Annotated in this window: 21 protein-coding genes; 12 read left to right on the top strand and 9 right to left on the bottom strand. The window is 58.8% G+C overall.

Going from position 1 to position 20,374, the window contains the following annotated elements; all coding sequences use genetic code 11:
- Nucleotides 1-20 precede the first annotated feature (20 nt).
- The 5 genes from mnmG to hemE all read right to left on the bottom strand — a co-directional run bounded on the left by mnmG (nt 21) and on the right by hemE (nt 6,444).
- The gene (gene mnmG, locus MOV76_RS07510) at nt 21-1,898 is read right to left on the bottom strand and encodes a tRNA uridine-5-carboxymethylaminomethyl(34) synthesis enzyme MnmG (RefSeq protein WP_247264220.1); all 1,878 of its coding nucleotides are present in this window, start codon (nt 1,896-1,898) and stop codon (nt 21-23) included.
- A 70-nt stretch (nt 1,899-1,968) separates the two neighbouring features.
- Nucleotides 1,969-3,288 (bottom strand): tRNA uridine-5-carboxymethylaminomethyl(34) synthesis GTPase MnmE, encoded by a 1,320-nt coding sequence (mnmE, locus tag MOV76_RS07505; RefSeq protein ID WP_247264219.1) that lies wholly within the window; start codon nt 3,286-3,288, stop codon nt 1,969-1,971.
- Between the two features lie 106 nt (nt 3,289-3,394).
- The gene (rho, locus tag MOV76_RS07500; protein WP_011654069.1) at nt 3,395-4,660 is read right to left on the bottom strand and encodes a transcription termination factor Rho; all 1,266 of its coding nucleotides are present in this window, start codon (nt 4,658-4,660) and stop codon (nt 3,395-3,397) included.
- 198 nt (nt 4,661-4,858) lie between these two features.
- Entirely contained in the window at nt 4,859-5,395 is a 537-nt protein-coding gene (hemJ, locus tag MOV76_RS07495) for a protoporphyrinogen oxidase HemJ (protein ID WP_032994780.1), read from the bottom strand.
- Between the two features lie 2 nt (nt 5,396-5,397).
- Complete coding sequence (hemE, locus tag MOV76_RS07490; RefSeq protein WP_247264218.1) at nt 5,398-6,444, bottom strand: uroporphyrinogen decarboxylase; 1,047 nt, start codon at nt 6,442-6,444, stop codon at nt 5,398-5,400.
- Between the two features lie 401 nt (nt 6,445-6,845).
- Here hemE and MOV76_RS07485 point away from each other — a divergent pair, with 401 nt between their 5' ends.
- Genes MOV76_RS07485 through dnaQ form a run of 5 tightly spaced genes read left to right on the top strand, consistent with a single transcriptional unit; the run spans nt 6,846 to nt 10,476 of the window.
- Nucleotides 6,846-7,667: a pyruvate, water dikinase regulatory protein gene (locus tag MOV76_RS07485; RefSeq protein ID WP_011649834.1), complete on the top strand. Its 822-nt coding sequence runs from the start codon at nt 6,846-6,848 to the stop codon at nt 7,665-7,667.
- A 33-nt stretch (nt 7,668-7,700) separates the two neighbouring features.
- Nucleotides 7,701-8,300, top strand: a complete 600-nt coding sequence (locus MOV76_RS07480) for a Maf-like protein (protein ID WP_018448408.1) — start codon at nt 7,701-7,703, stop codon at nt 8,298-8,300.
- Complete coding sequence (locus tag MOV76_RS07475) at nt 8,293-9,150, top strand: shikimate dehydrogenase (RefSeq protein ID WP_247264217.1); 858 nt, start codon at nt 8,293-8,295, stop codon at nt 9,148-9,150. The genes MOV76_RS07480 and MOV76_RS07475 overlap by 8 nt, the downstream gene beginning before the upstream one ends.
- Nucleotides 9,150-9,761: a dephospho-CoA kinase gene (gene coaE / locus MOV76_RS07470; RefSeq protein WP_112905592.1), complete on the top strand. Its 612-nt coding sequence runs from the start codon at nt 9,150-9,152 to the stop codon at nt 9,759-9,761. The genes MOV76_RS07475 and coaE overlap by 1 nt, the downstream gene beginning before the upstream one ends.
- Nucleotides 9,754-10,476 (top strand): DNA polymerase III subunit epsilon, encoded by a 723-nt coding sequence (gene dnaQ, locus MOV76_RS07465; protein ID WP_112905593.1) that lies wholly within the window; start codon nt 9,754-9,756, stop codon nt 10,474-10,476. Before coaE ends, dnaQ begins: the two co-directional genes overlap by 8 nt.
- Nucleotides 10,477-10,543: 67 nt before the next feature.
- Here the strand turns inward: dnaQ and secB are convergent, their stop codons facing one another.
- On the bottom strand, nt 10,544-11,026 hold the full coding sequence (secB, locus tag MOV76_RS07460) for a protein-export chaperone SecB (RefSeq protein ID WP_017995590.1): 483 nt from the start codon (nt 11,024-11,026) through the stop codon (nt 10,544-10,546).
- Between the two features lie 101 nt (nt 11,027-11,127).
- Nucleotides 11,128-11,634 (bottom strand): FxsA family protein, encoded by a 507-nt coding sequence (locus MOV76_RS07455; protein ID WP_309506110.1) that lies wholly within the window; start codon nt 11,632-11,634, stop codon nt 11,128-11,130.
- Nucleotides 11,635-11,765: 131 nt separating this feature from the next.
- Here MOV76_RS07455 and MOV76_RS07450 point away from each other — a divergent pair, with 131 nt between their 5' ends.
- The 5 genes from MOV76_RS07450 (at nt 11,766) to gyrB (ending at nt 17,092) form a co-directional block, all read left to right on the top strand.
- A complete protein-coding gene (locus tag MOV76_RS07450) occupies nt 11,766-12,470 on the top strand; it encodes a Tim44/TimA family putative adaptor protein (RefSeq protein WP_018068923.1) in 705 nt (234 codons plus the stop codon).
- Nucleotides 12,463-13,581 carry a murein transglycosylase A gene (locus tag MOV76_RS07445; protein ID WP_247264215.1) on the top strand — a complete coding sequence of 373 codons (1,119 nt, stop codon included), beginning with the start codon at nt 12,463-12,465 and terminating at the stop codon, nt 13,579-13,581. Before MOV76_RS07450 ends, MOV76_RS07445 begins: the two co-directional genes overlap by 8 nt.
- Nucleotides 13,581-14,147 carry a Smr/MutS family protein gene (locus tag MOV76_RS07440; protein WP_130769217.1) on the top strand — a complete coding sequence of 189 codons (567 nt, stop codon included), beginning with the start codon at nt 13,581-13,583 and terminating at the stop codon, nt 14,145-14,147. Before MOV76_RS07445 ends, MOV76_RS07440 begins: the two co-directional genes overlap by 1 nt.
- The gene (locus tag MOV76_RS07435; protein WP_018244167.1) at nt 14,144-14,521 is read left to right on the top strand and encodes a helix-turn-helix domain-containing protein; all 378 of its coding nucleotides are present in this window, start codon (nt 14,144-14,146) and stop codon (nt 14,519-14,521) included. The genes MOV76_RS07440 and MOV76_RS07435 overlap by 4 nt, the downstream gene beginning before the upstream one ends.
- Nucleotides 14,522-14,656: 135 nt before the next feature.
- Nucleotides 14,657-17,092, top strand: coding sequence for a DNA topoisomerase (ATP-hydrolyzing) subunit B (gene gyrB, locus MOV76_RS07430; protein WP_247264214.1), 2,436 nt, complete (start codon nt 14,657-14,659; stop codon nt 17,090-17,092).
- A gap of 63 nt (nt 17,093-17,155) precedes the next feature.
- Here gyrB and MOV76_RS07425 read toward each other — a convergent pair whose 3' ends face one another.
- Together MOV76_RS07425 and MOV76_RS07420 are read right to left on the bottom strand one after the other, a co-directional pair.
- Entirely contained in the window at nt 17,156-17,755 is a 600-nt protein-coding gene (locus MOV76_RS07425) for a nitroreductase family protein (RefSeq protein WP_112905595.1), read from the bottom strand.
- Between the two features lie 46 nt (nt 17,756-17,801).
- Complete coding sequence (locus tag MOV76_RS07420; RefSeq protein ID WP_018448416.1) at nt 17,802-18,086, bottom strand: DUF2218 domain-containing protein; 285 nt, start codon at nt 18,084-18,086, stop codon at nt 17,802-17,804.
- Nucleotides 18,087-18,360: 274 nt separating this feature from the next.
- Here MOV76_RS07420 and MOV76_RS07415 point away from each other — a divergent pair, with 274 nt between their 5' ends.
- Nucleotides 18,361-19,320, top strand: coding sequence for a glutathione S-transferase family protein (locus tag MOV76_RS07415; protein ID WP_247264213.1), 960 nt, complete (start codon nt 18,361-18,363; stop codon nt 19,318-19,320).
- A 143-nt stretch (nt 19,321-19,463) separates the two neighbouring features.
- Complete coding sequence (locus tag MOV76_RS07410) at nt 19,464-20,306, top strand: fumarylacetoacetate hydrolase family protein (protein WP_247264212.1); 843 nt, start codon at nt 19,464-19,466, stop codon at nt 20,304-20,306.
- Nucleotides 20,307-20,374: the final 68 nt, after the last annotated feature.

The raw sequence follows: 20,374 nt of genomic DNA, 5'->3' as shown, positions 1-20,374 counted from the left end.
AAGACTCTCAAATCTTGTAATCAGGCCCGATGACGCTCAGGCGAGGGGAGGCGACGCAAGTGCACAAGCAGCAATGCGATTGCCGCGGGCGTCATTCCTTCAACGATTGCAGCCTGGGCAATATTGAAAGGGCGAGCAGCATTGAGCTTTGCCTTAAGCTCGTTGGAGAGTCCGGAAAGTGCGTCATAATTGAAAGTAAGTGGGATCTGTCGGTCTTCGTCGCGCTGCTGATCAGCAATCGCCGTCGCTTGCCGATCCAGATAAACCGAATAGCCCGCCTCGATTTCCAACGATTCCGCAACTTTCGGCCTCATCGCGCCAAGCGTCTCTGGCCAGACATGCCGGAGCGCGGAAAAATCGTAATTTGGATAAGATAGCAAATCATAGGCGGTTCGGCGCTGCCCATCCAGATTGATATTTAGGCCGGCGCGTCGCGCCTCATTCGGTGTAATCGTCAGCGACTGCAACAGCGCCCGACCACTTTCAATTTCTGACTGATAGGATGTGAATCGCTGCGCCCGCTCGCCACTTACACATCCAAGCCGCATGGCCAGGGGCGTTAAACGCATATCGGCATTGTCAGCGCGCAAAGTCAGTCGATACTCTGCACGCGATGTAAACATACGATACGGCTCCGTAACGCCGCGTGACGTGAGATCGTCAATCATGACGCCGATGTAGGAGCTTGTCCGACTAAAATGAAACGGATCCGAATCATTGCTTCGCAAAGCAGCATTCAACCCGGCTGCGAGCCCCTGAGCGGCTGCCTCTTCATATCCGGTGGTGCCATTGATCTGGCCGGCGAGAAACAGGCCTCTCAGCCGCTTGACCTCCAACGATGGCGTCAACTCTCTCGGATCGACATGATCATATTCGATCGCATAGCCCGGTTGCAGTATTCTTGCCACTTCCAGACCCGGGATCGTTTTAATAAATTCGGCCTGTACTTCCGCCGGCAAGGAGGTTGAAATCCCGTTGGGATAAACTGTGTCATCGTCCAGCCCCTCGGGCTCGAGAAAGACCTGATGTCCATCCCGCTCTCCAAATTTCACCAGCTTGTCTTCGATAGACGGGCAATAACGGGGCCCGACGCCTTCGATCTGCCCAGAATACATTGCCGAGCGCATAATATTGTCGACGATGATGCGATGGGTCGCTTCGGTCGTTCTGGTGACGCCGCATTCGATCTGCGGGGTGGTAATCGCATCGGTCATGAAGGAGAAAGGAACAAGCTCCTCGTCAGCCCCTTGTCGACCGACGGATTGCCAGTCGATCGTCTTTCCATCCAACCGCGCTGGTGTTCCGGTCTTCAGACGTCCCAACTGCAATCCCAAGCGGCCGAGGGTAGCAGACAAGCCGATCGACGGTGGTTCACCGACACGCCCGGCCGGTGTCTTTTCCGAACCGATATGAATAAGGCCGCGCAGAAAGGTACCAGTGGTCAAAACCACCGCTGGCGCTTTCAAGATCCGACCATCCTTCATGATCACGCCAGCGATGCGACCATCGACAACTTCTAGATCAAACGCATCGCCTTCGATGATATCCAGGCCAGGCGTCGCTTCGATCGCCGCCAGCATTGCCAAGCGATAAAGCTTTCGATCGGCCTGGGTCCGCGGTCCTCGGACTGCGGCGCCTTTCTTCTTGTTCAGCATCCTGAACTGAATGCCCGCGGCATCGGCGACGCGTCCCATCAGACCGTCCATCGCGTCGATTTCCCGAACCAGATGGCCCTTGCCAAGCCCGCCGATCGCCGGATTACACGACATGACGCCGATCGTGTCTCGTCTATGCGTAATCAGGCCGGTTTTCGCCCCGAGGCGCGCAGCTGCGCTGGCAGCCTCCGAGCCCGCATGGCCGCCACCTATCACAATCACATCGAAGGCATTATCCGTCATTCAAGACTCCACATCCGGCGGACGTTTCACGTGAAACCAAGGCAAGCTGACGCCCAGGGTTTCACGTGAATCATTTGCCGATACAAAACTCCGAGAAGATCACCCCGAGCAGATGTTCGACATCCACTCTTCCGGTAATTCTGCCCAAATACTCTGCGGCAATTCGCAGCTGCTCGGTCCGCAGTTCGAGATTCACATCTGTCTGCGATAACGCCGCCTCGAGCGCTGCTAAACATTTCGTTAGCGAATCTTTATGCCGCTGCCGGCTGGGAATCGCCATGGACAGACCGGCGAAACGTTTCTCGACAATATTGCCGATCAACCGTCGCAGTTCCGGCAAACCGACACCCGTCGCCGTCGAAATCTCCAGATCATACCGATCCGTGGAAATATCGATGAGATCCCTCTTTGTCCCGACAGTAACATGTGGAGAGGTCTGCTCCAAGTCATCGGGTATCTGAGGCTTCGCCATGTCAACCAGCAGCAGAACAAGATCGGCATCGCGAAGCGCAATACGCGCCCGCCGCACGCCTTCCATTTCGACACGGTCGTCCGCCTGCCGAAGTCCAGCAGTGTCATAAAGCTTAATCAGATAGCCATCAATATCGAGATCAACCTGCAGGACGTCGCGGGTGGTTCCGGCAATCTCCGTCACGATTGCGACGTCACGACACGCCAAGGCGTTCAACAGGCTTGATTTCCCGGCGTTCGGAGCCCCGGCGATGACCACCTTGAAGCCATCCCTGATAATTTCGCCGGCCGAAGCTGCGGCCAGGTGATGCTGGATATCGTTGCGCAGCTTCTCCATATCGGCCCAGACCATATCCGATACTGACCCCGGAACGTCATCCTCGTCGGGGAAATCAAGTTCGGCCTCAATCAGCGCCCGAGCGCGCGTTAATCGTTCCGCCCACGAATCGTAAATTGTGGAAAGCCCGCCTGCGCTATGTTCGACCGCAAGGCGTCGCTGCATTTCAGTCTCGGCACCGATGAGATCGGCCAGCCCCTCTACCTCGACGAGATCAAGTTTGCCGTTCTCAAAAGCCCGGCGGGAGAACTCACCCTCAACCGCCATCCGAACACCTGGAATTTCGCCAAGCGCGTGAAACAGCGCCGCCAATACGGCTTTGCTGCCATGGATCTGCAGCTCAGCGACATCCTCACCGGTAAACGAATGAGGGGCAGGAAAAAACAGCACCAGGCCGCTATCGATCGGCTGGTTGTTACGAGTCCGAATCGTTCGGTGAGATACGTGCCGGGCTGCCGGAACTGATCCGACAAGCCTCGCCAATATATCTCTGGTCAGGGGACCGCTGATTCGAATGACTGACACGCCCGAAGGTGGAGCACCGCTCGATAGCGCATATATGGTATCATTCAACATGGCCATATCGCCTGGTCCGTCGGTTGGAATCGAACGTGATTCCTCTCAAATAGAAAAGCTGGCGACATCATGACGATGCCCCCAGCTCTTATAGAATGAATCCGGCTAAGGATTACGTATTCATCGAATCGAAGAAGTCGGAATTGTTCTTCGTCTGTTTCAGCTTGTCGATAAGGAATTCGATCGCATCGGTCGTGCCCATTGGAGCAAGGATGCGGCGGAGCACAAAGATCTTCTGCAGATCCTGGCGTGGAACGAGAAGATCTTCCTTGCGCGTGCCGGACTTCAGAATGTCCATAGCGGGGAAGATGCGCTTATCGGCGACCTTGCGATCGAGGACGATTTCCGAGTTGCCCGTACCCTTGAATTCTTCGAAGATCACTTCGTCCATGCGGCTACCAGTATCGATCAGCGCGGTCGCGATGATCGTCAACGAGCCGCCTTCCTCGATATTGCGCGCCGCACCGAAGAAACGCTTCGGCCGCTGCAGAGCGTTAGCGTCCACACCGCCGGTCAGGACCTTGCCTGACGAGGGAACGACGGTGTTATAGGCACGGCCCAGGCGCGTGATCGAATCGAGCAGGATGACAACGTCGCGTCCGTGTTCGACAAGACGCTTGGCTTTCTCGATGACCATCTCGGCCACCTGCACGTGACGCACGGCCGGTTCGTCGAAGGTCGAGGAGATAACCTCGCCGCGAACCGAACGCTGCATATCGGTCACTTCTTCGGGGCGTTCATCGATCAGCAGGACGATGAGATAGCACTCCGGATGGTTGGCGGTGATCGAATGCGCGATGTTCTGCAGCAACACGGTTTTACCGGTACGCGGCGGCGCGACGATCAATCCACGCTGGCCCTTGCCGAGCGGCGCCACCAGGTCGATCACGCGCGGCGACAGATCCTTGGTGGTGGGAATATCAAGTTCCATCTTGAAGCGCTCGTTCGGATAGAGCGGCGTCAGATTGTCGAAGTGAACCTTGTGACGGATCTTTTCCGGATCGTCGAAATTGATGGTGTTGACCTTGAGCAGCGCGAAATAGCGCTCGCCTTCCTTCGGTCCACGGATCGGGCCCTCGACCGTATCGCCGGTTTTCAGCGAAAACCGGCGGATCTGCGATGGGGAGATGTAAATATCGTCCGGGCCCGGCAGGTAGTTCGCATTGGCCGAACGCAGGAAGCCGAAACCGTCCTGCAGCACTTCGACGACGCCTTCACCGATGATTTCGACATCCTGGCTGGCAAGCATCTTGAGGATCGCAAACATCAGCTCCTGCTTGCGCATCGTGCTTGCATTCTCGACCTCGAGCGATTCGGCAAATGCCAGCAGATCCGTCGGGGATTTACTCTTAAGTTCCTGAAGCTTCATTTCAGCCATGAAGTGACCAATACTCTTTTCAATTTCAAAGGGGAAAGGCGATGTTGGGTCGTATTCGGTACCGCGAAAGGGCTCGCAGACGACTGAACTCTACACACATGCCACGTAGATGAGATGCGCGGAAAATAGCGACTCGCAATCGCTGCCGCAAGAGGGCTGCTTAAAATGAAGCAAATTTAACCCAGAGGGCGATTTTCTTCAGAACGGCTTCACCACGACGAGGATGACGATCACGATCATCAGCACGGTCGGCGCCTCGTTCATGAACCGCCAATAGCGCGCCGAGCGGCGATTTTCATCCCGCTCGAACGCTCTGACGGCGCGGCTGAAGAACATATGAACACCGGTGAGCAACACAACGAGACCAATCTTGGCATGCAGCCAGCCGCCCTGGAATCCATAAACCGACCAGGCGAGATAGAGGCCGAAAATCCACGTCAACATCATCGCCGGGGTCATGATGATTCGAAGTAGCCGGCGCTCCATCACCTTGAAGGTTTCCGATTGCACCGAGCCGGGCTCGGCATCGGTGTGATAGATGAACAGCCGCGGCATGTAGAACAATCCGGCCATCCAGGAAATGACCGCGATAATGTGCAGTGCCTTGATCCAGAGGTAGAGATTATCGGGGTTCCAGGCAAAAAGCCCGATCGCCATCAGCGCGAAGAAAACCAGCGCAAAATGAGCCCGACGCCGGGCGTAAGCGCCAGATCTCCGGTCGGTCTGTTTTTCCATCGTCACGCCCCGCCTCGTACGCGCCCGCTTCGCACGCGATCGACCAGCAGACGCACATGCTCGGGGTCAGCCTGCGGCGTAATGCCATGACCGAGATTGAAAATCAGCGGACCATTGCCGAGCTGCTGCAGAATATCGTCGATGCCGTCTTCCAACGCCCGGCCGCCGGCAACGACGCGCATCGGATCGAGGTTGCCCTGAACCGGTCCATCCTTTTGAAGTTCGGCTGCAAAGGCCAGCGGGACCGACCAGTCGAGGCCGATTGCATCTGCGCCCGTCTTCTGGCGATAGGTCTTGAGCTGATAACCGGCGCCCTTGGCAAAAGCGATGATGCGAGCATGTGGCCGTTGCGATTTGACCGAAGCGATCATCCGCGCAACCGGCCTGATCGCGAACGCCTCGAATTCCTTCTCGCCGAGAACGCCAGCCCAGGAATCGAAGATCTGCACGGCATCGGCGCCGGCATCGATCTGGGCGACGAGATAATCGGCCGATACGTCGGCAAGCAGCATCAGCAGATGCTCGAAGGCGCGGGGATGCCTGTAGGCGAAGAGACGGGCAGGGGCCTGATCCGGCGTGCCATGACCGGCGATCATGTAAGTCGCAACCGTCCATGGCGCGCCGCAGAAGCCGAGCAGCGTCGTCTCGACTGGCAACTCCTCCCGCAGCCGCCGCACCGTTTCCAGAACCGGCCTGAGATAATCGACAACCTCTTCGCCATTCAATCTGCCGATACCGGCTTCATCGATGGGATCCATCTCCGGACCATGGCCCTCGGTGAACCGGACATTCCGCTTCATTGCATCGGGAATGACCAGGATATCGGAAAACAGAATGGCGGCATCGAAGCCATAGCGGCGGATCGGCTGCAATGTCACTTCGACGGCGTGGTCAGGCGTGTAGCAGAGATCGAGAAAACTCCCGGCCTTTGCCCGCGTCTCCCGATATTCCGGGAGATAACGTCCTGCCTGTCTCATCAGCCAGAGAGGAGGAGGGGAGAGGCTCTCGCCACTCAAAACCCTCATGATCTTTCGGCGCGTATCGCTCAAGCGCTTCTTCCCTATAAAAAAACAAAGATATTTTAAAAGGTTTCTATTTCTTAGAGTCGGTGACTATCAAGGATTAAAATCCATCCACCGCCGATGCCATTTGTCGCGCGGCTGCAAAAGAACATCGGAAAGATTGGTCGATCTCGTCCAAATTTCGGGGAGAAGCCGAATCCGAAAATGATTCCAAATCCTTCCAGCTCGGCAATTTTTTTCATAGCTGTGGATAGGCTGTGGACGAGCATTCAAGAAGCCTAGCCCTTCCCCGTCGTCCACAGGGCCAACCAAAACCGATCGGCAGAATCCGAAATGTGGATAAAGAGGCATGTTTTCCCTTGCCGGAGACTGCCTCGCCGCCGTAGCTCTGTTTCATCCAGTCTTTTCAACAGGCAGCGGAAAATAGCGTGGAGAACAGAACGAACTTCTTTCATCTGCATCTGATTTCTGACTCAACGGGAGAGACTCTGATCTCCGCCGGGCGCGCCGCGTCAGCGCAATTCAGATCGGCGCAACCGATCGAGCATGTCTATCCGCTGATCCGCAATCGCAAGCAGCTGCTGCCGGTTCTGCAGGCGATCGATGACGCCCCCGGCATCGTGCTCTACACCATTGTCGACCGGGAGCTTGCAAGCCTGATCGATGAGCGCTGCATCGAGATGGGCGTCGCCTCCGTGAATGTGCTGGAGCCGGTGATGAATGCCTTCCAGATCTACCTCGGGGCCCCGTCGCGCCGTCGGGTCGGCGCCCAGCATGTGATGAATGCCGGCTACTTCGCGCGCATCGAAGCGCTGAATTTCACCATGGATCACGATGACGGTCAGATGCCCGACGACTACAATGACGCCGATGTCGTGATCATCGGAATCAGCCGTACGTCGAAAACACCGACCAGCATCTACCTCGCCAACCGAGGCATCAAGACCGCGAACATTCCGATCGTCTATGGCGTGCCATTGCCGGAGAGCCTCTTTGTCGCGAGCAAACCGCTGATCGTCTGCCTGATCGCCACCACCGACCGCATTTCCCAGGTGCGGGAAAATCGTGTGCTCGGGGTGACGCAGGGTTTCGACCGCGAACACTACACCGATCGTGCCGCGATCTCGGAGGAGCTGAAATATGCCCGCTCGCTTTGCGCCCGTCACAACTGGCCGCTGATCGACGTCACCCGCCGCTCAATCGAGGAAACAGCCGCGGCGATCGTTGCCCTGCGCCCGAAGCTGCGCTAAGCGCTGACGAAAAGCCGGCACTCCGAGGAACCCATGACGCCAAAACTCATCCTTGCATCGTCGAGTCCCTTTCGCCGGATGCTGATGCAAAATGCCGGTCTGGCCTTCGAGGCGCATGCCGCAAGGATCGATGAACGAGCCGTCGAAGCGCCGCTGGAAAGAGCCGGCGTTAGGCCTGATGCCGTGGCCCTCGTTCTGGCCAGGGCCAAGGCCGAGGAAGTGAGTAGCCGTTTTCCGGATAGCCTGGTCATCGGTTCGGATCAAACGATGTCGCTCGGTGACCGCGTCTTCCATAAGCCGAAGGACATGGCCGACGCAGCCAGTCATCTTCAAGCCCTTTCGGGTGTAACCCATCGGTTGAACAGCGCTGTCGCCATCGTCAGCGATGGCGTGGTCTTGTGGGAACATCTCGCCCATGCGGAACTGACGATGCGGCCGCTGACGGCAGAGTTCATCGCCAGACATCTGGCGCGGGTTGGCGAACGGGCGCTTTCCAGCGTCGGCGCCTATCAATTGGAGGGGCAGGGCATCCAGCTCTTCGAAAAGATAGAGGGTGACTATTTCACCATTCTTGGCCTGCCGATGCTGCCGCTCTTAAAAAAATTGCGAGAACTTGGAGCGATCGATGGGTGATTCACGTGAAACATTCGGGCCGAAAGCGTTTGTCACGGGCTTTCCCATCAAGCATTCGCGCTCGCCGTTGATCCACGGACATTGGCTGAAGACGCTCGGCCTGCCAGGCAGCTACCGCGCTCATGAAGTGGCACCCGAGGCCTTTTCCGATTTCATTCAGTCGCTGAAGGACGGCAGTTCCGGCTTTGCCGGAGGCAACGTCACCATTCCCCACAAGGAATTGGCGTTCCGGCTCGCCGACAAACCGGACGCGCTATCGCACGAGCTCGGCGCCGCGAACACGCTCTGGCTGGAGGATGGTGCGCTACATGCGACAAATACCGACGGTCGCGGCTTCATCGCCAATCTCGACGAACGCCATCCGGGCTGGGACCGGCATGGCACGACCGTCGTCTTTGGCGCCGGCGGTGCCAGCCGGGCGATCATCCAGGCGGTCCGCGATCGCGGTTTCAAGGAGATCCATGTCGTCAATCGTACCGTCGAACGCGCGCGTGAACTCGCGGATCGCTTTGGCCCGCGTGTTCAGGCCCACCCGGCCGGGGCGCTTACTGAAGTGATGAAAGGCGCCGGCCTCTTCATCAATACCACCTCGCTTGGCATGGACGGCGAGACGGCGCCGCAACTCGATTTCTCGCCTCTGGCAGCCGATGCCGTCGTCACCGATATTGTCTATGTGCCCTTGAAGACGCCGATCCTGGCACAGGCGGAAGAGCAAGGATTTCCGATCGTCGATGGTCTCGGCATGCTGCTTCATCAGGCCGTGCCCGGATTCGAGAGATGGTTCGGCCAGCGTCCCATCGTCGACGCGGCGCTGCGCGCGCTCATCATCGCGGATATGGAAGCACACTGATGCTGAAGATCGGTCTCACCGGCTCCATCGGAATGGGAAAATCGACTGCGGCAAAGCTCTTCGCCGATGCCGGAATCCCGGTGAACGATTCGGATGCCGTAGTCCACGATCTCTATGCCGGCGAGGCTGCACCCCTGGTGAATGCCGCCTTCCCCGGCACGATGAAGGATGGAGCAGTCGACCGACATGAACTTGGCCGCCAGCTTGCTCTTCATCCTGACGGCTTCAAACGCCTGGAAGCGATCGTTCATCCGCTGGTTCGCAAACGCGAGAGGGAATTTCTGAAGCGACAGCGCGCCACCGGCGCCGACATGGTATTGCTCGATATTCCATTGCTTTTCGAAACCGGCGCCGAGGCAAGAGTGGATATCGTCGTCGTCGTCAGCACTGATCCACAGATTCAACGCCAGAGGGTGCTTGCGCGCGAAGGCATGACCGAGGAAAAATTCAACATGATTCTGTCCCGCCAGACGCCGGACGCAGAAAAACGGCGGCGGGCCGATTATCTGATCGACACCAGTCATAGTGTCGCGGTGACGAGGGAACGGGTGCTCGAGATCGTCGCCGACCTGAAAACGCGGATTGCCAAAGGAGATTTCCGGAATGCGTGAGATCATCTTCGATACGGAAACCACCGGCCTCGACAACCGCGCCGACCGCATTATCGAAATCGGCGGCATCGAGCTCTTCAATCATTTTCCCACAGGCAACACGATCCATATCTTCATCAATCCTGGAGATCAGAAAGTTCATCCGGATGCGCTCGCCGTGCACGGCATCACCGATGAATTCCTGAAGGACAAGAAGCCTTTCGGGGAGGTTGCCGAACAAATCCTTACCTTCTTCGGCGATGCGAAGTGGATTGCCCATAACGCCACCTTCGATATGGGCTTCATCAACGCGGAATTCGCGCGAATCGGTTTGCCGCCAATCCTGCCGGAAAGGGTGCTCGACACCCTGTCGATGGCGCGGCGCAAACACCCGATGGGACCGAATTCGCTCGATGCGCTCTGCCGGCGCTACGGCATCGATAACTCGCACCGCACCAAACACGGCGCGCTGCTCGACTCCGAATTGCTTGCCGAAGTCTATATCGAGATGATCGGTGGCAGACAGGCAGCCCTCGGACTCGGCATGGCCGGCAAATCCAACCAGGCAGCTCGCGGTGACATGGCGATGGAAGACGATGTGGTGATTGCCGCAGTGCTCGATCGGCCCCGGCCGCTCGCGCCGCGCCTTAGCCAAATCGAGGAGCAGGCGCATGAGGCGCTCGTCGCCAAGCTCGGTGAAAAAAGCGTCTGGGCGAAATACGCCAACCTCGATTAAACCGGTCCTCAATTGAAAATGCCCGGGACCAGCCCGGGCATCCGCATTTCAGACAAGAAAGAGCCGATCAGTTCGGAACGGCCTGAACCTTGGCGCGGGCCTGTTCTTCGGCAACGCGCTGAGCGAACATTTGCGTGAAGTCGATCGGGTCGATCATCAGCGGCGGGAAACCACCGTTGCGGGTGACGTCGGCGATGATCTGACGGGCGAAGGGGAAGAGCATGCGCGGGCACTCGATGAAGAGAACCGGCAGCATGTGTTCTTGCGGGAAACCGGCAACGCGGAAGACGCCGCCATAGGTGAGTTCGGTATGGAAAACCGTCTTGTCGCCGTCCTTGGCCTCGGCATTCAGCGACAGCACGACATCGAAATCCGTATCGGAAAGCGGGTTGGCGTTGACGTTCACATTAATGTTGATCGTCGGTGCCTTGTCGCGGGCCTGCAGCGAACGCGGCGCACCCGGATTTTCGAAGGAAAGATCCTTGGTATATTGCGCAAGGATCGAAAGGGTGGGATTGGTCGCACCGTTGCTGTTGTTATCGTCTGCCATTGGCTTTTCCTCGAGGGGCATGGGAATGGTGCCGCCATCTAACATTTCAGGGAAGGGCTTACAACCCTAGGCGCTTGGCGCGGTTGATCAGCCGCAGTGCCTCAATCGCCGAGATGCTTGCCGGACCACGGCGAGTTGCGATCCGGGTCTCTATGATAGTCCTCTTCGTCGAGATCGACCACCTTCGAATTCGGCTTGCGGTCGCGGAAATCGGGTTGCGGAGCGGAGGAAAAACCGCCCTTGGCATTGACGACGACGAAGCGTTTGGCGATCGCCCGCCAGACGAGATCGCGCACCGGCGGAATGAGAATAAGGATCGCGATGATATCCGTGAGGAAGCCGGGAATGATCAGGAGCAGCGAGGCGATGACCTTCATGGCCGGCCGCAGCAGGTCGCGGCCCGGCATCACCCCGTTTCGTCCTTCACTCGACATGCGGCGCAAAATACCAATGCCCTGCCGGCGCAGCAGGACCACGCCGATAACGAAACCCAGCATCACGAGCGCGAGCGTCAGCCACAATCCGATAGCCCGGCCGACGACGACGAAACCGGCAATTTCGGCGAGCGGCAGCAGCAGAATGAAAGCTGGCAGGATCGAAAAACGCATGTCGGTCATGTCCCGGGCTCGCCGGTCTCCTCTTGGCGCTGGCGAAGATGCCAGCCATCATTTGAATCATCTGTATAGGCAGACTATATGGGAGTACAAATCAGAGATGTTAACGGCGGCTGCGATACGATATGAGTTCGAACGACTTCATCACATTATTTTTCCTGGTGGCGGCTGTGCTGATTTTCTTTCAGCTCCGCTCCGTGCTCGGGCGCCGCACAGGAAATGAGAAGCCGCCGCGCGATCTCTATACGCCGCGGGATGCGGCTCCGGCTGAAGCCGCCGATGCCGGCAAGGTCGTGACTCTGCCGCGCCGCGATGCGACGACGGAGGACGAGGATCGCTTCGCCGCCATCGATGCTTTCGCGGCACCCGGAACGCCGCTCAACGAATCGCTGCGCGCGCTGAACAAGGCCGATCCCGCCTTCAGCCCGAAGGAGTTTCTGAACGGCGCCCGCATGGCTTACGAGATGATCGTCATGGCCTATGCCGATGGCGACCGGAAAACGCTGAAGAACTTGCTGTCTCGCGAAGTCTATGACGGGTTCGATGCGGCGATCGGCGAGCGCGAAGCCCGGGGCGAGAAGGTGAAGTCCACTTTCGTCGGCATCGACAAGGCCGAAATCACCCATGCGGAGACGAAGGGAAGCGAAGCGCAGATCACCGTGCGCATCGTCAGCCAACTGATATCGGCCACCTACGACAAGGCGGATGTGCTGATCGAAGGCGACGCCGAAAACGTCGCCGAGGTCAACGACCTCTGGACCTTTGCCCGCGACACACGTTCGCGCGATCCGAACTGGAAACTCGTGGCGACCGAATCGGAACATGAGTGACCACGCATCGGACTTCGTCCTGCAGGCCATAAACTTCGACACTTTGGAAGGCTGGAAGGATGATGATCCCTCCGGCCTTTTTGAAGTCATGCGAAGCTGCCGGCGGCAGATCACCGATGTCAAACCGTACCGCACCGGATCGCTTGGCCTGAGCTCGGAAGACCTGCTTCCGCTTCTCGCCGCCGCCGCAGATTTCACGCCGTCATCTCCGGCATCGGCGCGCGCCTTTTTCGAGACGCACTGTCGGCCCTTTCTGATTCGCCGCAAGGATGGCAATTCCGGCTTCGTCACCGCCTTCTACGAACCTGATATCGACGTGTCGGAGCGGCCGGACGAAATTTTCCGTTTTCCTTTCTACAGGCGCCCGGACGATCTGATCGATCTCGACGACGCCAATCGTCCCGTCGAGTTGGACAAGGCCTATGCTTTTGGCCGTCTGCATGACGGCCGCGTCGCGGCCTATCCGGACCGCCGCGCCATCGATCAGGGTTTTCTCAAAGGCCGCGGCCTCGAAATTGCCTGGGCAAAGTCGAAGGTCGATGTCTTTTTCGTTCATGTGCAGGGTGCTGCCCGCCTGCGTTATAAAGATGGTCGTATCGGCCGCATCACCTATGCGGCGAAGGCCGGTCATGCTTTCTCGGCGATCGGTAAGCTGCTGATCGAGCGCGGGGAGATCGACCGGGCGGAGATTTCGATGCAGGCGATCCGTACCTGGCTGGCGCGCAATCCCGAGCGCGCCGACGAGGTGTTATGGCATAACCGCTCATATATTTTTTTCCGTGAAGCGCCGGTTGCCGATCCGCAGGCAGGTCCGATCGCGGCCGCCAAGGTGCCGCTTCTCGCCGGGCGCTCGCTTGCGGTCGACCGGATGATCCATACCTTCGGCTTTCCGTTTTTCATTCACGCCAAAAACCTCACCCATCTCGATCAGGGCCGGCCGTTCAGCCGGCTGATGCTGGCGCTCGATACCGGCTCGGCGATCGTCGGGCCGGCGCGGGGTGATATCTTCACCGGCTCGGGGGATATGGCCGGAGAAAGTGCCGGCACCGTTCGCAATGACGCCGATTTCGCCATCCTCATTCCCAATGCCGCCGCCGGAAGATTCGACTGATGGCCAGGGATCGCAAGCTGAGCGCGGATGAGAGGATCCTCTGGGGCAAGGTTGCCCGCAGCACGCGGCCGATGCCCGGCAAGGCGGGGGCGTTGACCGAACTCGATGCTTTTCTTGCCGAAGCCGAAGCGGCGGCTGAACGGGAACAGGAAAAGCAGACGCCCGCCACACTCATGCCGCCGCACCCGACAGCGCCGTCAACGGCGAAGCCATCGGCCGGGGTGCATCATCCGCTGGAAAAGCCGGTCAAGCGTAAGATCGCCAAGGGCCGGCTGGCGCTCGAAGCGCGGATCGACCTGCACGGGTTGGTGCAGAGCCAGGCTCATGCCATCCTTCTCGATTTCCTGATCCGCGCCCACGAGCGCGGCATGCGCCACGTGCTCGTGATCACGGGCAAGGGCAGCTCGATGGGTAGCGAGGGCGCGCTGAAGCGGGCCGTGCCGCTCTGGTTCTCGAAGCCCGAATTTCGCTACCTGATCTCCTCCTATGAGCCGGCCGCACAGCACCATGGCGGTGAGGGCGCGCTCTACATTCGCCTGTCGCGGCGGCATGGGGAGAGGCCATGACACCCTTCGGAGAGGCGGTTCGCAGGCTACGGGCGCGCAAGGGCGTCTCGCAGAAGGAGATGGCGGAAGCGTTGAATGTCTCTCCCGCCTATCTTTCAGCGCTCGAACATGGAAAGCGTGGTTTGCCGACCTTCGATCTGCTGCAGCGCATCGCCGGCTATTTCAACATCATCTGGGATGAGGCCGAGGAACTGTTCCTGCTCGCCCGCTCGTCCGACCCGCGCGTCGTGATCGACACCTCCGGCCTGCCCCCCGAATATACCGAATTTGCCAACCGGCTGGCCCGGCAGATTCGCAACCTTGACAGTGCAGAGATAGGCCGGCTATCGGCTCTTCTCGAAAATGGCGGCAAAGGCGACGGAAAAGCGTCATAATCCCCTGTTTTATGCCTTGTTTTAGGGGCTTGCCATTGGGAAGTGGGTTCAAAAAACCTATATACGAGAGTGAAGAAAGCCGGTGATTCGCAAGGCGCGCCGCAGCTTTACGACAACAGGGAAAATCTCAACAGAATGAGCGATACATCCGCGACGGAAAACGGCGTAAGCACCGAATATGGCGCAGATTCCATCAAGGTTCTGAAGGGCCTCGATGCGGTGCGCAAACGCCCCGGCATGTATATCGGCGATACCGACGACGGCTCCGGCCTTCATCACATGGTCTATGAAGTCGTCGACAACGCGATCGACGAAGCGCTTGCCGGCCATGCCGACATCGTCACCGTCACCCTCAATCCGGATGGCTCGGTGACCGTCACCGACAACGGTCGCGGCATCCCGACGGACATTCACACCGGCGAAGGCGTGTCGGCTGCCGAGGTCATCATGACGCAGCTTCATGCCGGCGGTAAGTTCGACCAGAATTCCTACAAGGTTTCCGGCGGCCTGCACGGCGTCGGCGTCTCCGTCGTCAACGCGCTGTCCGTCTGGTTGAAGCTGAAGATTCGCCGTCAGGACAAGATCCATGAAATGAGCTTCACCCATGGCGTCGCCGATGCTCCGCTGAAGGTTACGGGCGACGCGCCGAATGAGACCGGCACGGAAGTGAGCTTCATGCCGAGCACCGACACCTTCACCATGACGGAGTTCGACTATGGCACGCTGGAGCATCGCCTTCGCGAGCTCGCCTTCCTGAATTCAGGCGTTCGCATCCTGCTGACCGACAAGCGCCATTCCGATATCAGGCAGGAAGAACTGCGTTATGACGGCGGCCTCGAGGCTTTCGTCGCCTATCTAGACCGCGCCAAGAAATCGCTCGTCGACAAGCCGGTTGCCATCCGCGGCGAAAAGGACGGCATCACCGTCGAAGTCGCGATGTGGTGGAATGACAGCTATCATGAGAACGTGCTGTGCTTCACCAACAATATTCCCCAGCGCGACGGCGGCACGCATATGGCCGGCTTCCGCGCAGCGCTGACGCGCCAGGTCGTTTCCTATGCCGACAGTTCCGGCATCACCAAAAGGGAAAAGGTGACGCTGCAGGGCGAAGACTGCCGCGAAGGCCTGACGGCGGTTCTGTCGGTCAAGGTGCCCGATCCGAAATTCTCCTCGCAGACCAAGGATAAGCTCGTTTCCTCGGAAGTCCGTCCTGTTGTCGAAAGTCTCGTCAACGAGGCGCTGAGCACCTGGTTCGAAGAACATCCAAGCGAAGCCAAGATTCTTGTCGGCAAGGTCGTCGAGGCCGCCGCCGCCCGCGAAGCGGCCCGCAAGGCACGCGAGTTGACCCGTCGCAAAGGCGCACTCGATATCGCTTCGCTGCCGGGCAAGCTTGCTGACTGCTCCGAGCGTGATCCGACAAAATCCGAAGTCTTCCTCGTCGAGGGCGATTCTGCCGGCGGCTCTGCCAAACAGGGCCGCTCGCGCGAGAACCAGGCGATCCTGCCGCTGCGTGGCAAGATCCTGAACGTCGAACGCGCCCGTTTCGACAAGATGCTGTCGAGCCAGGAAATCGGCACATTGATTACCGCGCTCGGCACCGGCATCGGCAAGGACGAGTTCAATGTCGAAAAGCTGCGCTACCACAAGATCATCATCATGACGGACGCCGATGTCGACGGCGCCCATATCCGCACCCTGCTGCTCACCTTCTTCTTCCGGCAGATGCCGCAACTGATCGAGCGCGGTCATCTCTATATCGCCCAGCCGCCGCTCTATAAGGTTTCGCGCGGCAAGTCGGTGCAGTATCTGAAGGATGAGAAGGCGCTTGAAGAATATCTCATCAGCCAGGGCCTGGAAGATGCTTCGCTGAGGCTTGGTAGCGGCGAGGTTCGCGCCGGCCAGGATCTGCGCGAGGTCATCCTCGATGCCCTGCGCATGCGCGCGCTGCTCGACAATCTCCATTCGCGCTACAATCGTTCCGCCGTCGAACAAGCGGCGATTGCCGGAGCGCTCAACGCCGAGCTCGCCAGCGACCCGGCTAGAGCGCTGGCGCTGGCAAACGAAGTGGCAGGGCGGCTCGACATCATCGCCGAGGAAACCGAGCGCGGCTGGCAGGGCGATGTGACAACCGATGGCGGGCTGCGCCTGGAGCGCATGGTCCGTGGCGTCAGGGAAATGGTCGTGCTCGACATGGCGCTGATCGGTTCCTCGGATGCCCGTCACATCGACCAGCTGACGGCACGACTCAAGGAAATCTATCAGACGCCGCCGTCGCTGCATCGCCGCGAAGGCGACGTCGAAATCTCTGGTCCGCGCGCCTTGCTCGACGCGATCTTCGCAAGCGGCCGCAAGGGCCTCACCATGCAGCGCTACAAGGGCCTTGGCGAGATGAATGCCGAGCAGCTCTGGGAAACGACGCTCGATCCGAATGTTCGCTCGCTGCTGCAGGTCAGGGTCAATGACGCCACGGACGCCGATGGCCTCTTCGCCCGCCTGATGGGTGACGAAGTCGAACCCCGGCGCGAATTCATCCAGGACAATGCGCTGAGCGTTGCAAACCTTGATATCTAATTGATATTTCGAAAGTAAAAGCCCCGCCGCCCCTGGACGCGGGGCTTTTGTTTGCCTGAGGGCTCAATTCGCGACGAAGCGGCCGTTGAAGGCGACTTCGGAGAGCGGCTTGCGTTGGCTGGGGAATTCGCGCGCTTGATTGCGTTCGGAAAGAACGCTCTTGTCCGCCAGGCGGCCGACAGCGACGCCTGCTTCGACCCGGTATCCCTCGGGAACGGCGAAAGCCTGCCTGATCTCATCATGCTTGATGCCGCCCATGCCATGGGCGTAAAAGCCGGAGAGGCGCGCCTGGATCGCCAGATGCCCCCATGCCGCACCGGCATCGAAGGAATGGGTGTAGCTCGGCTTTTCCTCGGCTGAGCCGGCAGCCCCGGTGAAGGCGCGCGACACGACGAAGATCAGCGCCGATGCATTCCTGGCCCAGTCCTGATTGGAATCGTTGAGCAAGGCAACAAATTTCTCCCAATGCTCCGAACCCTTGAGGCCATAAATGAAGCGCCAGGGCTGGTGGTTGGCCGAGGACGGCGCCCAATGGGCGGCGTCGAGCAGACCGAGCAGCTGCGTTTCCTCGATGATTTCGCCGGTGAAGGCGCGCGGCGACCAGCGGTCGAGAAACATCGGATCGACCGGATATTCGGATTCGCGGTGATTGCTCTTCGTCATGCTTGTTCCAGGGTTTGGGGCAGAAAATTTGGATCGTGGGCTGGGCTTAATCCGTCCAGACGATGTCGAGTTCTTCGCGGAAGGCGAAGCGCTTCAGATGATCGTCGATGACGTGCTGCATCCTTTCCTGTTGCGAGGGATCGGCGACGGAAAGCGTCATGGTCAGAGCCGCATCGTCGGCCGCAAACGTCACCTCGGCCGTATCGCTGAACGGTACCCGCCCCTTCAGAGGATCAAAATCGACGCTGAACTTGTGGCTCCAGTGTTTGCAGAGCTGCTGCAGGTAGCGGCTTGCATGTTCGGTCCGCACGATGGCCTTCGAGAGATGCATTTCGAACTCCACGTCATCTTGACTAAAGCATGTCGCGCAAAAGTGTGCAGCGGTTTTGCGATAACGACATGCGGCGAAATAAAAAGCTAACAAGCGAGGAGCGAAGCTGAAAGATTGCGACGCGCTTTAGCGCAGTCATATTTCCTGCTTCACCGGCTTGGCAAGCGCAGCATCGTCGCAGTTTGGGTGTACAGACTGTCTTCATAAAAGCGGCCTCACGCCGGCGTCGAAGCAGGATAATGAACCGTTTTAGTCAATTGACCGGGAGTTACGCATGCTGGTGAACGGAAAGTGGACGGAAGACTGGCAGCCCGTTCAGGCAAAGGACGAGAAGGGCGGCTTTCTCCGTCAGACCTCGAGTTTCCGCAATTGGGTAACCTCGGATGGCAGCGCCGGGCCGACGGGCGAAGCTGGCTTCGAAGCCAGCGCCGGCCGTTACCATCTCTATGTCGCCTATATCTGCCCCTGGGCCTCGCGCACCCTGATCGGCCGCAAGCTCAAGGGCCTGGAAGATGTCATCTCCGTCTCGGTCGCTGAACCGCTGCTGGGCAAGCAGGGCTGGCGCTTCGGTGATTATCCTGGCGCGACGGAGGATCACGTCAACGGCGTAACCTATATGCATGAAATCTATACCAGGGCGGCGCCGGATTTCACCGGCAGGGCCACCGTGCCGGTTCTCTGGGACAAGCAGAGAAACACCATCGTCAACAATGAATCCGCCGATATCCTGCGCATGCTGAACGGCGGCTTTGGCGCCCTGGCAAAAAATCCGATCGATCTTTACCCGGCGGAGAGGCGCACCGAGATCGATGCTTTCAACGACCGCATCTATCCCGATCTCAACAACGGCGTCTACCGCGCCGGTTTCGCCACCACGCAGGTCGCCTACGAAGAAGCCTTTGCCGATGTCTTTTCCTGCCTCGACTGGGTCGAGCAGCAGTTCGAGGGCCGGTCTTTTCTCTTCGCCGATCATCCCACCGAGAGCGATATCCGGCTTTTCGTGACGTTGGTGCGCTTCGACGTCGCCTATCACGGCATCTTCAAATGCAATCTGCGCCGGCTTTCCGACTATGCCAAGCTGCGCGCCTTCTGCCGCCGCATGCTGGATTGGCCGGGCATCGCCGAAACGGTGAACCTCGATCACATCAAGCGCGGCTACTATTCGATCGAAAGCCTCAATCCGACGAAGATCGTTCCCGTCGGCCCTGATCTGGCGGAAATTTTTAGAGCTTGATGCCGAAAGATACGGGCGGTTTTCGGCAGAAAATCACCCAAATCGCGGAAAAGCCGTACCGCTTCCCGGCAAAGCCGTAATGACACCGATGAATAATTCGTTCATAGGTGGTTGCAAATCCGTTTTCGATGAGGAGGAATTCCATGAAGCTGATGCGTGTTGGCGAAGCAGGCAGTGAAAAACCCGCACTTCTCGATGCCGATGGCAAGATCCGCGATCTCTCCGCTCATGTCGCTGATATCGGCGGCGAAGCGATCACACCGGCAGGCCTTGCAAAGATAGCGGCCATCGATCCGAAGAGCCTTCCGGAAATCGCGCCCGGCCGCATTGGCGCCTGCGTCGCGGGCACTGGCAAGTTCATCTGCATCGGCTTGAATTATTCGGATCACGCTGCCGAAACCGGTGCGACCGTGCCGCCCGAGCCGATCATCTTCATGAAAGCAACATCCGCAATCGTTGGACCGAACGACAATGTCATCATTCCCCGCGGTTCGGAAAAGACCGATTGGGAAGTCGAGCTCGGCGTCGTCATCGGCAAAACCGCCAAATATGTGACAGAAGCCGAAGCGCTGGATCATGTCGCCGGTTATTGCGTCTCCAATGACGTTTCCGAGCGCGCTTTCCAGACCGAGCGGTCCGGTCAATGGACCAAGGGCAAATCCTGCGACACCTTTGGCCCGATCGGCCCCTGGCTCGTGACCAAGGATGAAATTCCGGAACCGCAGAACCTCGGCATGTGGCTGACGGTCAACGGCCAGAAGATGCAGAACGGCTCATCGAAGACGATGGTTTACGGGGTTGCGTTCCTCGTCTCTTATCTTAGCCAGTTCATGTCGCTGCATGCCGGTGACGTGATCTCGACCGGCACGCCTCCGGGCGTCGGCATGGGCCTCAAGCCGCCGCGTTATCTCAAGGCGGGAGACGTGGTCGAACTCAGCATCGAAGGTCTCGGCACGCAGAAGCAGACCTTCGTAGCGGATCGTTAACGACGCTTCTTGCTGAGAAACTTAAGTTTTCAGCTCGATTATGATGCCGGAGGTCAATTCTCCGGCAT

Source organism: Rhizobium sp. PRIMUS64 (assembly GCF_023006465.1).
Classification (GTDB): Bacteria; Pseudomonadota; Alphaproteobacteria; order Rhizobiales; family Rhizobiaceae; genus Rhizobium; species Rhizobium leguminosarum.
The sequence above is the reverse complement of the archived record's forward strand: the minus strand, read 5'-3'. Positions and strand labels throughout refer to the sequence as shown.